The organism is Cupriavidus sp. a3 (assembly GCF_051015765.1).
Taxonomy (GTDB): Bacteria; Pseudomonadota; Gammaproteobacteria; order Burkholderiales; family Burkholderiaceae; genus Cupriavidus; species Cupriavidus oxalaticus_A.
Genome location: NZ_CP170643.1, coordinates 1,833,946 through 1,847,375, shown reverse-complemented (window position 1 = coordinate 1,847,375; position 13,430 = coordinate 1,833,946). Strand labels below are relative to the sequence as shown.

The 13,430-nt window shown below is 63.8% G+C and carries 14 protein-coding genes; 7 read left to right on the top strand and 7 right to left on the bottom strand.

The features are described from left to right. Positions 1–21: 21 nt before the first annotated feature. Positions 22–414, bottom strand: a complete 393-nt coding sequence (locus ACAD63_RS09050) for a DNA-binding response regulator (RefSeq protein ID WP_434033802.1) — start codon at positions 412–414, stop codon at positions 22–24. A 655-nt stretch (positions 415–1,069) separates the two neighbouring features. Between ACAD63_RS09050 and ACAD63_RS09045 the strand changes: the two genes are divergently transcribed. Further along, positions 1,070–1,291 (top strand): hypothetical protein, encoded by a 222-nt coding sequence (locus ACAD63_RS09045; protein ID WP_135706985.1) that lies wholly within the window; start codon positions 1,070–1,072, stop codon positions 1,289–1,291. Positions 1,292–1,559: 268 nt separating this feature from the next. Here the strand turns inward: ACAD63_RS09045 and ACAD63_RS09040 are convergent, their stop codons facing one another. The 4 genes from ACAD63_RS09040 to ACAD63_RS09025 form a co-directional block, all read right to left on the bottom strand. Beyond that, positions 1,560–4,238, bottom strand: a complete 2,679-nt coding sequence (locus ACAD63_RS09040) for a GNAT family N-acetyltransferase (protein ID WP_434033801.1) — start codon at positions 4,236–4,238, stop codon at positions 1,560–1,562. Positions 4,239–4,334: 96 nt separating this feature from the next. After that, positions 4,335–4,955 (bottom strand): BON domain-containing protein, encoded by a 621-nt coding sequence (locus tag ACAD63_RS09035; protein ID WP_434033800.1) that lies wholly within the window; start codon positions 4,953–4,955, stop codon positions 4,335–4,337. A gap of 258 nt (positions 4,956–5,213) precedes the next feature. After that, complete coding sequence (locus ACAD63_RS09030; protein ID WP_135706983.1) at positions 5,214–5,678, bottom strand: CBS domain-containing protein; 465 nt, start codon at positions 5,676–5,678, stop codon at positions 5,214–5,216. A gap of 25 nt (positions 5,679–5,703) precedes the next feature. Next, positions 5,704–6,126, bottom strand: coding sequence for an Hsp20/alpha crystallin family protein (locus tag ACAD63_RS09025; RefSeq protein WP_133092829.1), 423 nt, complete (start codon positions 6,124–6,126; stop codon positions 5,704–5,706). A 354-nt stretch (positions 6,127–6,480) separates the two neighbouring features. On the opposite strand from ACAD63_RS09025, the gene fnr reads away from it, so the two are divergent. Both fnr and ACAD63_RS09015 read left to right on the top strand, forming a co-directional pair. Then, positions 6,481–7,272, top strand: a complete 792-nt coding sequence (fnr, locus tag ACAD63_RS09020) for a fumarate/nitrate reduction transcriptional regulator Fnr (RefSeq protein WP_434033799.1) — start codon at positions 6,481–6,483, stop codon at positions 7,270–7,272. Between the two features lie 24 nt (positions 7,273–7,296). After that, on the top strand, positions 7,297–8,859 hold the full coding sequence (locus ACAD63_RS09015) for a thymidine phosphorylase family protein (RefSeq protein ID WP_135706981.1): 1,563 nt from the start codon (positions 7,297–7,299) through the stop codon (positions 8,857–8,859). Between the two features lie 15 nt (positions 8,860–8,874). Here ACAD63_RS09015 and ACAD63_RS09010 read toward each other — a convergent pair whose 3' ends face one another. After that, positions 8,875–9,462 carry a cation-transporting P-type ATPase gene (locus ACAD63_RS09010; protein ID WP_135706980.1) on the bottom strand — a complete coding sequence of 196 codons (588 nt, stop codon included), beginning with the start codon at positions 9,460–9,462 and terminating at the stop codon, positions 8,875–8,877. A gap of 29 nt (positions 9,463–9,491) precedes the next feature. Then, the gene (locus tag ACAD63_RS09005) at positions 9,492–9,947 is read right to left on the bottom strand and encodes a universal stress protein (protein ID WP_133092825.1); all 456 of its coding nucleotides are present in this window, start codon (positions 9,945–9,947) and stop codon (positions 9,492–9,494) included. 337 nt (positions 9,948–10,284) lie between these two features. On the opposite strand from ACAD63_RS09005, the gene ACAD63_RS09000 reads away from it, so the two are divergent. From ACAD63_RS09000 to ACAD63_RS08985, 4 genes are all read left to right on the top strand, one after another. Then, a complete protein-coding gene (locus tag ACAD63_RS09000) occupies positions 10,285–10,770 on the top strand; it encodes a carboxypeptidase regulatory-like domain-containing protein (protein WP_135706979.1) in 486 nt (161 codons plus the stop codon). A gap of 406 nt (positions 10,771–11,176) precedes the next feature. Continuing rightward, complete coding sequence (locus tag ACAD63_RS08995; protein WP_133092823.1) at positions 11,177–11,629, top strand: universal stress protein; 453 nt, start codon at positions 11,177–11,179, stop codon at positions 11,627–11,629. 39 nt (positions 11,630–11,668) lie between these two features. Then, a complete protein-coding gene (locus ACAD63_RS08990; protein WP_133092822.1) occupies positions 11,669–11,947 on the top strand; it encodes a DUF1488 domain-containing protein in 279 nt (92 codons plus the stop codon). A gap of 632 nt (positions 11,948–12,579) precedes the next feature. After that, on the top strand, positions 12,580–13,419 hold the full coding sequence (locus ACAD63_RS08985; protein WP_133092820.1) for a universal stress protein: 840 nt from the start codon (positions 12,580–12,582) through the stop codon (positions 13,417–13,419). Positions 13,420–13,430: the final 11 nt, after the last annotated feature.

Below are 13,430 nucleotides of genomic sequence, written 5' to 3'. Positions count from 1 at the left end.
TGCCGGCCAAGGGCATCGCGATCAGGCACCGACCGCCAGGCGGCCCAGCGTTGAACCTATCGCATCCAGTTCCAAGGTTCGGTCGAAGCAATAGTCGCCACCTGCCTCCAGGCAAGCACGCCGAAGCGGTTGCGCCAGGGCGTCGACCAGCACCAGGAGAATGCAGTCAGGCAATGCAGAGCGGATCGCCCTGACGTCGTGCAGCGAGCGTGTGCTGGCGGTACGCAAGCCGATGACCACGATGTCGGGCTGGTAGTGCGAGAGGCAAGCCAGCTCGCTGCTGGCATTCGCGCCCGCCGCAATCACGCGGATACCTGCAATGCGCGCGAACATGCTCAACTGCCGACAGCGGAGCGAATTCGACGGCTCGACGAGATACAGCGTCGGGATGTGGGTTTGACTGGAATTTGGCATGAGGCCAGTGTCCGCCCTATCCCGGCCGCGGCAAATAGGTAACGGCTGAAGATGGAGTCAGGGCCGGGGAAGGTCGTGTCAGCGTTTCCCGACAAGGACCGCGGCACACTAGCGTGGAACCGCAGCAGAGAGGAAAGTCATGCAAGAAGCAGGCTTCGTGCCTTGCTGATTGATACACATCAACCGTATCAAGGTGAAACTCCCTACGCTGGAGGGAACGACCATGAGGGGTGGCTTAAGGTCGGCCTTTCGCGCCAGATCGCTGGCAAGCGTCCGGCTGGAGCACTTCTCGCGGATGATCGGCCTGGCAGTCGGTGGCGCTGTCGCATTGTTGATGCTCGTTGGACTGCTGCGCGACATGGGGTGGCGTGAGCTGTTCTCCCCGGACTGAGCAACACCCTACGCATTGCGCCGGTATCTGGCGCGGCCTGGCTTGGACTACTGGGACTTGCTTCGACGCTGCTGGTGGTGATGGAGTTGGACAAATGGCGGGCCCGGAAGCGTCGGACGCCCATACGAGTGCCAGCCGCCACGGAATCGTTGCCGCCTCAGCCATGCGCACACGAAACCCTCGGGGCAGGCGCTATGGAGCGGGTGGGAACCGTAGAGCGAACAGCGCTTCCTGGACGCCAGAACATTTGAACCGGAAACTGAGATGCCGTGGACCTATGATCGCTTTCCGGCTGCGATGAAGCGCTTAGCCCCGCCAGTGCGCGGCAAGGCGGTCGAGATTGCCAATGCCCTGCTGGCAAGTGGCCATGACGAGGGTATGGCCATCCGCGTCGCGATTTCCGCGGCACGGCGATGGGCTCGCCGACACCCGGATTGCTCCGGGGACATGTATCCCTCGGTGCCCAAGCATGGTAGCCGCCTATGAGGGACTGCCGAAGGCGCCGCGCGTGCCCATGCGGATACCCATGCTGGCCCGGTCGTAGCATGACGCCGCGCTCGCCGGCACGCGTCAGGACCTGGTCCTGGGCACGCCGCATGATTGCTCTTGGTGGCTCCTGCGCAGACGTGGCGCTGCGCAGCCTTGCGCAGATGTCGGCACGCTCGGCACCGGTAAGCAGATCGCGCTGGCTCCATGGCTACCAGCGTAGGCGAACCGGCCGTGAGGCAGTTGCGATGCCTCAATGCTTTGCCACTCAGCCACCCTCCGTCAGGGGAAGATACAGGCTGATGCCTTCGAGGCCTGGCGCAGCTTTGACGGTGAAACCGCAGGTGCGCGCCAGCCCAAGCATGGCAGCGTTGTGGGGCAACGTAGTGCCCACCAGCGCGCCGATGCCTCTTGCACGCGCATAGCGCACCATCTTTTCAAGCAACAGTTTTCCCAGCCCTTGTCCGTGGCAATCCGAGCGCACGGCGATGCCGAATTCCGCCTGGACATTGTCTGGGTCCGCAACCGCGCGCACCTCCCCGAGCATCTCGCACCGACCCGAAGCATCGGTGATCGTCGCGATAAAGACCATTTCGCGCGCGTAGTCGATCTGCGTGAGCCGAGCGAGTCGATCGTGGTCGGGCTCGCGGAACGCACAGAAGTAACGTGCGTGGATATCCTCCGGCGTGAGCTGACGGAAATAGGCCTGGTAAGCTGCCTCGTCTGCCGGCCGCACAGGCCGTATCAGGTAATTGTGTCCATTACACATAATGCGCTCCTCCAGCGCCTCCGGATAGGGCTGGATGGACAGCCGCGGTCCTCCTCGGGACGGCACGGCCACGGCGATGCGTGCGTCAAGCGCGATCACGCCATGGGGGCTTGCCAGCAGGGGATTGACGTCGAGTTCAGTAATCTCGGGGATGTCGCACACCATGCGGGACATTTGCACCAGTACATGGAGGAGGCGCTCCTGGTCGATGCCCGGATGTCCCCGCCAGCCGTGCAGCAGGCGGCCGACGCGGGTACGCGATACCAGGTCCTGCGCGAGCAATGCATCGAGCGGCGGCAGCGCGATGGCGGTGTCCCCGATATGCTCGGTGTTGACGCCGCCGTGGCCAAACAGCAGGACCGGTCCGAACACGGCATCCGTCGTAGCACCGGCGATCAGTTCGAAGCTGTCACTGAAGCTGACCATAGGCTGGACGGCGAATCCATCCAGCCGCGCATCCGGGGAATCCTGCCGGATGCGCGCGAGCATGGCGTTGCCGGCGCTTCGCACGGCGGCAGCGTCAGCCAGCCCCAGCGCCACGCCACCGGCGGAGGACTTGTGTGTGATGTCGCCGGAAAGGATCTTCAGCGCAACGGGATAGCCCATCCGTGCAGCCTGCCGCACCGCGTCGTCGACGTTCTGTGCCGTGCAGGTCGGGACAACGGGGATGCCGTAGGCCGCCAACGCATCCTTTGCTTCGGGTTCTGTCAACATCTGTCTGCCGCTGCGCAGCGCGTCCGCGACAATCGCCTGCGCCGCTGCCTTGTCGATTGGGGTCGATGTGTCCTCGGCCGGCGGCGTGCGCATCAACAGTTGCTGATTGTCGCGGTACTGGCAGGCCTGCAGGAATGCGCGTACCGCTTGTTCCGGCGTCTCGAAGGTCGGCAGGCCGACATGCTGGCACAAGTGGCGCGCGTGTCGTACCGACTCCCCGCCGAGCCACGCGGTCAGGAGGGGCTTGCCGCCAGGCGGCGCACTGACAAGCGCGGCGGCAATCTTCGTGGCGGGAACGATGGCCGTTGGGGCGTGGATCATCAGCACGGCATCGACCTCCGGGGCGTCGCACAGGATGGCGTACGCTTTCTCGTAACGATCGACGGGTGCGTCGCCGATGATGTCGACCGGATTGGCGCGCGGCCATGTGACCGGAAGCACGTCGTCCAGCCTGGCCAAGGTCCGGTCCGACAGGCTGGCAAGGGTTCCTCCTCCGTCCGCGATGGCGTCAGTCGCCATCACACCGGCGCCGCCACCGTTGGTCAGGATGGCCAGCCGCGGGCCACGCAGGCCGTGCAGCCGGGCCAGCATCTCGACCGCGTCGAACAGCGACTCGGTATTATCGATCCGCAACATGCCGGCTCGCCGGATGGCGGCATCATAGACCCCGTCGGCGCCGGCCAGCGCGCCGGTATGAGAAGCGGCAGCGCGTGCTGACTGCGCCGAGCGCCCGCCCTTGATAATCAGTACCGGCTTGCTGCGCGCCGCAGCGCGCGCCGCCGACATGAACTTCGCGCCATGCCGGATCGCCTCGACATAGAGCAGGATGGCGCGCGTCGCACCGTCGCTGGCCAGGTAGTCGAGCACATCGGCCACGTCCACATCAGCACTGTCACCGAGAGAGATGAAGTGAGAAAAGCCGATCTGGCGCGATCGTGCCCAGTCCAGTACCGCCGTCGCCAGTGCGCCGGACTGCGTAGCGAATGCCAGGTTGCCAGGGATGGCAGTGCCGGGGGCGAAGTTCGCATTGAGGCCGATGCCCGAAGCAATCAATCCTACGCAGTTTGGTCCCAGGATCCTAAGCAGATGGGGCCGCGCCGCTTCTAGAACGGCCTGACGCATGGTGCCGGCGGCGCTGTCCGAGGCGCCCTCGAAGCCGGCACTCAGCACGATGGCCGCGCGCGTGCCCGCGATACCAAGTTCGGCGATGAGCCTGGGTATCGTGGCAGCGGGCGTACAGAGCACCGCAAGGTCGGGCGGCGCGGGCAGGGCCTCGACAGACGCGTAGCAGTGCCTGCCGGCAAGCGTGGTGTACTTGGGATTGACCAGGTACACAGGGCCGGCAAAGCTGCCGGCGGTCAGGTTGGCCAGTACAGTGGCTCCAACGCTGAGTGGCCGCATTGTCGCGCCGATCAAAGCCACCGAGCGGGGACGAAACAGCGCATCGAGGTTACGGATTGTCATGGCGGGTGATCATCCAGGGGCGCATGTCGAACTTGGTTTTAGCCCGGTGCTGGCGCTGAAGTGGCGGCTTCCGTCTCCATATCGCCGCCTTGCCGTTTACAAATTGACCCGGATGTTGTTCTGCACTGCACTGACCCCTGGCGCGGCCCACGCTGCCTCCAGCGCGGCCTCGCGTTCCGCCCAGGTTCGCAGGCTGCCGCTAAGCGTCACCACGCCATCCTTGACACTGACCGCGACATGGGTTGCGTCATCCGTCGCCTGGCGCTCAATGGCTCTCGCGATCCTGTCCTTCACGTCCTGAGGCAAGATCGACGGCTGGACCACGATAGCGTTCGTCACACCCACCACGCCATAGAGGCCGGCCACCACGCGTTCTGCCGCCAGGCGCTGGTAGTGCCAGTCAACCGTGCCGGTCAAGATGACAGAGCCGTCCTCGACCATCACGTTGATGCGATCCGCCGGCAGCACCGAGGTCCAGGCCAGGATGTTGCTGGCGGCTCTGGCAATGTCAGCGTCGGTGCGCCGGACTTCGTTGGGCAAGCGCACATCGATCTCGACGGCAATCCCCTTGACGCCCCGGACGCGCCTGACGGCTTCCTCGGCGGCATACTTGGCGGCATGGCTGCCGAGATGCCCGGTCAGCGTGACCACGCCGTCGCTGACCTGAACGCCGACCTCGGCGGCCTCTACGGCCGGATCCCAGGACAGCTCTTCCATGACTTGCTCCTTGAGCTGGATATCGCCTTTCATATTGCTTCATCCTTGTTTTTCGCCGTGCGCCTGCCGCCTGGAGGTCGGTCAGGGCCTGGTTTCGACGTGGTCAATCACTGCCGAGATGCCGGGGCGGACCACACCGCCCCGTCAGCCGCGCGGCGCTCCGCTGGCGACTGAATCTGATGGTCCGTTTTCATCATGGTCCGCAAGACACGGGCGCCGCAAGCGGCGCCTTTTGGTCAAGTCATGGCGTATGCCGCACTAGGCGTGCAACGCTGATTGGATGCTGTCTGAACATTCCCGTTGTTGCTCGTTGCGAATGAGCGAAGCGATCATGCCCCAGTCGGCGGCCAACGCGCCGAGCAGATCATCGAGCGAGATCACGCCGCTCACTGCTTCGCCGTCGAGCACGGCCAGGCGCCTGACGCCGTGCGACAGCATCAGCTCGATTGCCTCTGCAACGGCGGCGTCCCGGGAGATGGCGACCAGGCCGCGTGTCATCACGTCAATCACCTCGGTGCGGCACGGATCCGCACCACTGGCCGTTGCATCGATGACCATGTCCCGGTCGGTGACCATGCCAATCGCTCGCGTACCGGACGGGGAGTTCTCCGTGACGATCAGCGCACCCACATGCCGGTCCCGCATCTGCACCGCAGCTTCCTGCAGCGTGCAAGACAGTGGCACGTGAACGGCCTTGGCCGAGCAAATATCCTGAACCCGCATGGCTCTCTCCTGATTTCGCGTCGGTTCAGCGGATCGTCACGCGCTGCTGCGGCGACGCGTCCTTCTTGGGCAGCACGACACGCAGCACGCCGTCCTGGAAGCTGGCATCGATCTTATCTGTATCGATGTTGCCGTCCAGTGTGAAGGCTCGCTGCATGGAACCGCTGTAGCGCTCCTGCCGGATCACCCGATCTCCTTCCTTGACCTCGGAGGCCTTCTCCAGCTTGGCGGTGATCATGACCGTGCCGCGATCCACACTGACGCTGATATCTTCCTTCTTCACCCCCGGCAAGTCGGCGGTGATGGCATAGCTCACATCAGATTCAGTTACGTCGACCTTGAAGGGCAGTTCCGAGTCGGGGCCAAGCCGAAGGTTGCGAAACACGCCTTGCAGCATGTCGCCAAGCGGTTCGATCGAGAACGGGTCATAGCGCCGGATGTTGCTCATCGTAGTCTCCTGAAGAAGCGGCCGCGGTGCGGGCCGGGTGCTTTCACTTTGGCAAGCGGGGGGCGCTTCGATTTGTTTTGCATCAAGTCGGACCCGGTTTGCCGCCGTACTCGTGCGCAAATGCCAACGCGATTGCCTTCGCCCTGTAAAGCTCCGGAAATGCGGTCAGGCCCCTGTCAGGGAAGCCTGACAGCATGGCCCCCAATTCTGACAAGCAACTCAGGGAAGCCTTCTAGGAGGGGAAACGGTGGCCGCCCATACTTCCTGTCAGAAGAGGGGAGCGCACGCAGACGCAGCCATCGCCATATGGGAGCAGGGGTCGGGACGAAGGTGGTCATCGGGCTGGAGACAACTATGTATGAAATGCTTGGCAAGGCCGATCCGGCTAGCGATGCGGCCGAAACGTTTGCCTCGTTCGAGCCGGCGCGGCCCGTGGCGGCGTCCCGGCCTGCCGCAACAAACGCCGGGGCGCGCTGCGCCAACTGCATGATGCGGCATATCTGCATGGCCGCAAGCCTAGAAGCGGATGACGTAGAGCGGCTTGACCGTGTGATGCAGGGTTGGCGTACGATCCGGCAGGGCGAAAGGCTGTTCCGCGCCGGCGATCCGTTCCGCAGCCTGTACGCAGTGCGGGCCGGCTCCTTCAAGACCGTGGTGACGCCGGAGCGTGGCAAGGAACAAATCTCAGGCTTTTACATGGCCGGCGACGCTATCGGCATGGATGGCATTTGCGAGGAGACTCACACTTCCGATGCCATTGCCCTGGAGGACAGCGTGGTCTGTGTAATCCCCTATCACCTGCTTGAAGCCCTTTGCCGGGAGATCAAGCCTTTGCAGCGGCAGCTGCACAGAATGCTTAGTGCCGAAATTGTCAGGGAAGCGAGCCAGATGATGCTGTTGGGCAACATGTCCGCCGAGCAGCGCGTTGCTAACTTCTTGCTGAGCATTTCTGCCCGGCATCGTGAGCGCGGCTATTCGGCGACGTCGTTTGTCCTGCGCATGACCCGCGAGGACATTGGCAGCTACCTCGGGGTTACGCTTGAAACGGTCAGCCGGACGCTTTCCAAGTTCCAGCAGGAAGGCCTTTTAGCCGTGCGCGGCAAGTCCGTCGAGCTGCTGAACCTCGATGCGCTGGACGCGCGCTAGCCTCAGCATCGAGCCAGCTGTGAGATGAATGCGCCTGCTGCGCGCTCCGCTGTGCCGGTCCCGCAAGCTAATGCAGCGGGCGGTGACCCGCAGCGCGAGGTCGGGACACTGCTGTTCAGGCCCCTCGACATCGATACCTGGCAGGAACATGTCATCTACATGCATCCGGATTGCGCGGTCTGCAGGGCGGAGGGATTCTCTGCCCACACGCGTGTGCATGTACAGATCGGCGATAATGCGCTGATCGCTACTCTGACGCTGTTGGGTGCGCCATTGCTCGCCGCGGGCGAGGCAAGCCTGTCGCTCAGCGCGTCACGGATACTGAAGGCCCGCGCCGGCGATGTCGTCCGTGTCACCCATGCGCCGGCTCTGGAGTCAGTGCGATCACTGCGCGCGAAGATCTATGGTTCGCACCTGGATGGCGCGCAGCTTGACGGCATCATCGACGATATCAGTGCCGGCAGGTATGCCGATGTGCATATCGCGGCTTTCCTCGCCGCATGCGCCAACGAGCGGATGACCTTGCGCGAGACCGTCGACCTGACGCGCGCCATGGTGAAATTCGGACAGCGGCTGCACTGGGACCGCGATGTGGTTGCGGACAAGCACTGTGTCGGCGGACTGCCCGGAAACCGCACCACGCCCATTGTCGTCGCCATCGCGGCGGCGGCGGGCTTGCTGATGCCGAAGACGTCTTCGCGAGCGATCACCTCGCCAGCTGGCACTGCCGATGTCATGGAGGCACTCACATGCGTGACCCTCGATGCGACGGAAATGCGGCGCGTGGTCGAGCAGGTCGGGGCGGCGATAGTCTGGGGCGGGGCGCTCAGCCTCAGTCCTGCAGACGACGTGTTGATTCGCGTCGAGCGAGCGCTCGACATCGACAGCGACGCGCAGCTGGTCGCCTCGATCCTGTCAAAGAAGGTTGCAGCGGGGTCGACTCATGTGCTGATCGATGTGCCGGTCGGAAAGACCGCGAAGATCCGCGAGGACGGCAAGCTAGCGCGCCTGCACACCGCCATGACGAAGGTCGCCGAGGCGTTTGGACTGAACCTCAGGATCGTGCCAACCGACGGGTCGCAGCCCGTTGGACGCGGCGTGGGGCCCGCCCTGGAGGCGCTCGACGTGCTGGCGGTCCTGCAGTGCCAGCCCGAGGCCCCCGCCGCGCTGCGCGAGCGCTCATTGTTGCTGGCAGGCGAACTCCTTGAGTTTTGTGGTGGGGTGCCGGCCGGGCAGGGCCTGCTACGGGCAGGCCATTTGCTGGAGAACGGTAGTGCGTGGGGGCGTTTCCAGGCAATTTGTGAAGCGCAAGGCGGACTTCGACGGCCAGGGCAAGCAGTATTCCGCCGCGACCTGGTCGCGAGCCGTAGTGGCGTGGTGACGGCGATCGACAACCGGCATGTATCACGCGTGGCCAAGCTTGCTGGCGCACCACGTCGTCAGGTAGCCGGCCTGGAACTGCATGTCCGGGTCGGCGAAGCAGTAGACGCCGGCGCGCCGCTCTGCACGCTGCATGCTCAGGCGTTGGGAGAACTAGACTACGCTTTCAGCTATGCGCTGGCGCACGTGCCGTTTCTCATCGAGTAGCTTCGCCGCCAACGCTTAGTCAACAGGGATCCATCTTGCCAGCAGATGCCGCGCGGCGAACGCTGCGGCGGCATAACCGAGCAGGATCACGCCAAGCAGCGGCCAGTAGGCCCAGGGAAGTGGCTGCATGCCAAGGGCGGTTGCCAACGGCGAGTAGGGTAGCCAGGCGCCGACAATGCAGACGGCGATCGTGGTGACCAGCAGTGTCTGGCTCGGGAGGCTCTTGATGAAAGGCAGCTGGCGCGTACGGATGATGTGGACAATCAGCGTTTGCGAGAGCAAGGACAGGAAAGCGAGCAGGATCAACATGACATTGACTGGGCTCAGCAGCCGGCGTACCAGGCTGACGAGCCAGTGCGGAGCGGTGGGAGCGGCAATACGATTGGGGCCGCATTCGGCCAGCCGCGCAGTGGCGTCGGGCTCGGTAAGCCCGGCGAGGTCCGACCCGAGGGACTCGAGGACATCGATGACCTGGTGCGTCGCGGCCCGGGCAATCGCGGCGGACGCGGCGTCGGACTTCGGTGGGACACCTTGACTATCTGGTCGGGGGATGGCGTGGTCGGGGCCGGAGGCCTCGCTGCAGCCGTGCCGGTTCACTTTCATCTCAATATTGCGCCCGACCGCGCTGCAGGCTAATCCGCCTGAGGCGCCCGCACCAGCAGCACAGGCACCTTTGCGTCGCGTACCAGGCCCTCCGCTACGCTGCCCATGACAAGGCGGCGCACACCGCGCCGGCCATGGGTGCCGACCACCACTAATTCCGCATGGGTGCGCTGCGCTTCGGCGTGGATGGCAGAGGCGATGTCGCCGGCAACAAGGATGTCGTTGACTAAGTGTGTGCTGCACACGAGGCCGTTGCCGCGGGCTCGTGCCTCGGCCTCGGAGAGCAATGCAGTTCCAGCATTGACCAGGGCAGGGCGGAGATCGGCCATCGTGGAGAAGCCAACGTCGTACATCAGATAGCCGTTGTCGACGACGTGGACGATCTCAAGTCTGGCCTTGCACAGCGACGCGAGACGGATCGCCTCTTCAAGGGCCCGGTTGCCACAGTTGCTACCATCAATCGCAACGAGGATGGTCTGGTACATGGGAATCTCTCCTGGCAGAGTTATCCGGCGGCTTCAGAGATAGGTTCCGCGGATGGTGTCAGCTTAGGTACGCCTGACCACAGGAAGTTGATGTGCATCAGACTATTGCTGAGCCGGATTAGACGCCGACGCGTGGCTTCGTTGACAGGCATCAACTCGGTTCGCCCGCCGAGCGCTAACTTGGGTGCCATGCTCGGGTTCGTATCAGAGCATGTCATTGCGGGAACGGTTCGGCCGATGCTGCTGGTGCGCGATCGGCCCAATAGTGATGCACCCCGACCGTCGGAACCCGTCCTGACCGGCATGCGACGATCGAAATCCAATGGGAGGCAGGCAAATGCAGACTTCAAAAGGTGTGGGCATCGCGATTTCATCACTGTTGGTTGCGTTGATAGCAGCGGGTTGCGCGATGCCGACGGAACTAGCGGAAGACCGCGTGCAGATCATGGAGCAGCGGGGTATCCCCTACGCTTGCGCCAGGGACGACGAAGCCGGCAGGCAGGCCATGAGGGATGTTGCCGCCCGCTTCAATGTCCGCCTTAGCATGATCGATGCGGCGAGCGCCAAGCCGCTAAGCGGGGCTACCGTGGTCGTGGCCAGCGCCGAGGGCAAGCCGGTGCTGCGCGTTGTCGCCGGTGGTCCGCTGTTATACATGCGCCTCAAACAAGGCGCGTACCGGCTCACGGTGGGGTACCAAGGCCGCGACCAGGTGCGCGACATCGTCGTGGCGGACCAATCGCAGGACATAACGTTCCGTTTCCAGGTGAATACGCTGGAAGAGGACTGGCTACTCTGCTCCAGCCAGGTTTGTCTGTGTCGTTGAAGAGAATTATCCCTGCGCAGATAACCGTCGCACTCACAGCGCAGGCCCGCCGTCACGCGCCTGACGCAGACCGTCCCGTGCAATCAGCGCTGCCAAGTAGCTGCGGCGTCAAGCCTGGTTCGGAGACAGCCAAATGGGACGTTCCAAAGCGTGGGGAGGCACGGCGTCGGCTGTGGCCAATGCCTGCGCGAAGGCATCGATCTCGGCCGCAGCCGCGCCACTGAGCACGTCGCGCTCAAGCAGCACCAGCCCTGGCGCGGTCAACCGAAAGGACGTGCTCATTGGCAGAGAACACGCAGCAGGGGCCTTGATGTGCATCAATTGCGAGAGTGTGGGCTGTCCTACGCTGAAGTCAACCCCCGGCTGGACACGAGGGCCAATGCCTGAAACTCCCGGAGTCGCCGCCATGTATCACCGCATCCTTGTCGCCATGGATGGAGGCCCAGCGTCGGAGCTGGCGCTGGAGCAGGCCATGGTCATTGCCCGCGCCGCCGACGCCGAAGTAGAAGTCGTCTACGTCGTCGACGACCGCAGTCCGTTCATGGATGTGACGGGCCTGGATCCGGTGAGACTGGTGGAGGATCTCACGACCGCGGGCGAAAGCGTACTTGCCGCTGCGCGCAGCCGGCTGGCGGCGGGCCACATCCGCCATGCCACCCGGCTGCTCGGCAAGCCGATGCTTCAAGGCGACATTGCCGTCACAATCGCCACCGAAGCCAACAGCTGGGGCGCCGACCTGATCGTCATGGGCACACATGGTCGCCGGGGCGTGCGCCGCCTGGTCATGGGCAGCGTTGCGCGCGGGGTCGTCGCCGAGGCACTCGCGCCTGTCCTGCTTATCCGTGCCCAAGACGCCTAGCCTGACTGCAATCTCGGAGGGGATTTACCCGACTCAGCCATGCATACGATCGACTTCACCGGCGATGTGCCGGAATATTGCCCGAGCGGGCCCAGCTTGCAGTGTCCCGTGAAGGTAGACGGAGTACCGGCAACCTATGAGATTACCGCCGAGGCGCTTGAAGACCATTTTGGCGCGCGGTCGTACCGCAGCGAAGACCTGGTACCAGCATTCCTCCGCAACCGCCAAGACATAGAACGGGTGGCTGGGGCTCTGTTCGAGATGACTGGGGCAAAGCATATCGTGCTGCACAGCGGTCATTTCCGCTTTGCGGTCTGATCAAGGCGTTGCCATGACATTTCGCATTTCAAGCCCTTGTACGGCCTTCCGCCTTGGACGGTGCATCCTTGCAGCCACCGTGCTGGTTGCGTTTTGCGCGGCCTGTACGTCGATACCGGATCTTTGGCGGCCACCGAAACCGCGCGCAGCGGCGCCTGCGCCAAGCCGTCCCGCACCGGCACGCGAGCTTTTCTGCCACGGCACCACCCTAGTCATGGTGCAGGTCGATGCCAAAGCCGCCGGCGAGCTCGCAGTCTACGATGCCGGCCGCATAGGCAAAGAGCCATTCCCGGGCCTGTTGCGGGCTGGCGGGTGGGCTGGGCCAGTCTGGCGTGAAACGAATGCCGAGACCACCGTCGGGCGCAGTGAGATCCACGCGACCGCAAGGCTTGCCAGGTTCGATGCGGTCTGGCACGCATAGAACAATGTGAAATCCTTTGTACGATCGCCTTGTTTCAGTCACATGGATCCTCCAGGAGAAGCGGACGCCAGCAGGGGCTGGGTCCTGTAGACCCTTAGGAGACAATCATAATCGTGGGATCGGAGCAAGACGCCAGCGTGCTGGTTGCCCTCCGCTGATTGCGAGCGGCGTCTGGCGCCTTCTGTCACGGCCTTGTCAGATGGAGACAATTATGGACTACGCTACGATCCTGGTTCACCTGGACGCCAGCCAACGCGTGTATCAGCGTCTGCACCTTGCTACGCAACTGGCAGTGCAGTTCCAGTCGAGGCTGGTGGGCTTGCTCGCGGTTGGCAAGCCTGATCCCACCTCCGTTCGCTATCTCGTCGATGGCGACCGCTATCTCGCTTCGTACAATGAATGGCAGCACCAGGTAGGCGAAAGGGCACGTCATGCTCTAATGGATGCCACCGACGAGGCGGTCATCACAACGCAATGGCTCGCACCCGACTGGGCCACGGCGGCGACCGTCCAGGCAGAGGCGCATCTGGCCGACCTCGTTATCCTCGGACAGCATGACCCGAGCGACGAAGAAGCGTACGCCGAACCAGCCTTTGTCGAATCCATCGTCCTGGAATGCGGGCGCCCGGTTCTGGTCGTACCTTACGCGGGGTGGTTCTCCAGCACCGGCAAGACTATCCTGGTGGCGTGGAACGGCAGCCGAGAGGCCGCCCGCGCTCTCCACGACGCGTTGCCACTTCTCAAGCGTGCCGAAACCGTCGACGTGGTGTCATGGACGCCGTCGAGCGCGCTAAAGGGACCGTGGCTGTCACCGCCGCAGTATGCGGTGGAGTGGCTGGCCCGTCATGGCGTGAACGCGCAACTGCGCAGCTATCCGGACGAGGATGGGAATGACATCGGGCAACGACTGCTTTCGCACGCCGCCGACCGGAATGCCGACCTAATTGTCATGGGCGCGTACGGCCATAGCCGGGTCCGTGAACTGGCGCTGGGCGGCGTCACCAGAACGCTGCTTCAGTCGATGACAGTGCCGGTTCTAATGTCGCATTGACAACATGCCTA

Excerpts from the sequence above, each read along its gene's own strand:
- ACAD63_RS09010 (WP_135706980.1), bottom strand. The coding sequence starts at position 9,462 with ATGAAAGTGAACCGGCACGGCTGCAGCGAGGCCTCCGGCCCCGACCAC.
- ACAD63_RS09040 (WP_434033801.1), bottom strand. The coding sequence starts at position 4,238 with ATGACAATCCGTAACCTCGATGCGCTGTTTCGTCCCCGCTCGGTGGCT.
- ACAD63_RS09000 (WP_135706979.1), top strand. The coding sequence starts at position 10,285 with ATGCAGACTTCAAAAGGTGTGGGCATCGCGATTTCATCACTGTTGGTT.
- ACAD63_RS09005 (WP_133092825.1), bottom strand. The coding sequence starts at position 9,947 with ATGTACCAGACCATCCTCGTTGCGATTGATGGTAGCAACTGTGGCAAC.
- fnr (WP_434033799.1), top strand. The coding sequence starts at position 6,481 with ATGTATGAAATGCTTGGCAAGGCCGATCCGGCTAGCGATGCGGCCGAA.
- ACAD63_RS08990 (WP_133092822.1), top strand. The coding sequence starts at position 11,669 with ATGCATACGATCGACTTCACCGGCGATGTGCCGGAATATTGCCCGAGC.
- ACAD63_RS09045 (WP_135706985.1), top strand. The coding sequence starts at position 1,070 with ATGCCGTGGACCTATGATCGCTTTCCGGCTGCGATGAAGCGCTTAGCC.
- ACAD63_RS09025 (WP_133092829.1), bottom strand. The coding sequence starts at position 6,126 with ATGAGCAACATCCGGCGCTATGACCCGTTCTCGATCGAACCGCTTGGC.
- ACAD63_RS09015 (WP_135706981.1), top strand. The coding sequence starts at position 7,297 with ATGAATGCGCCTGCTGCGCGCTCCGCTGTGCCGGTCCCGCAAGCTAAT.
- ACAD63_RS08985 (WP_133092820.1), top strand. The coding sequence starts at position 12,580 with ATGGACTACGCTACGATCCTGGTTCACCTGGACGCCAGCCAACGCGTG.
- ACAD63_RS09030 (WP_135706983.1), bottom strand. The coding sequence starts at position 5,678 with ATGCGGGTTCAGGATATTTGCTCGGCCAAGGCCGTTCACGTGCCACTG.
- ACAD63_RS09035 (WP_434033800.1), bottom strand. The coding sequence starts at position 4,955 with ATGGAAGAGCTGTCCTGGGATCCGGCCGTAGAGGCCGCCGAGGTCGGC.
- ACAD63_RS09050 (WP_434033802.1), bottom strand. The coding sequence starts at position 414 with ATGCCAAATTCCAGTCAAACCCACATCCCGACGCTGTATCTCGTCGAG.
- ACAD63_RS08995 (WP_133092823.1), top strand. The coding sequence starts at position 11,177 with ATGTATCACCGCATCCTTGTCGCCATGGATGGAGGCCCAGCGTCGGAG.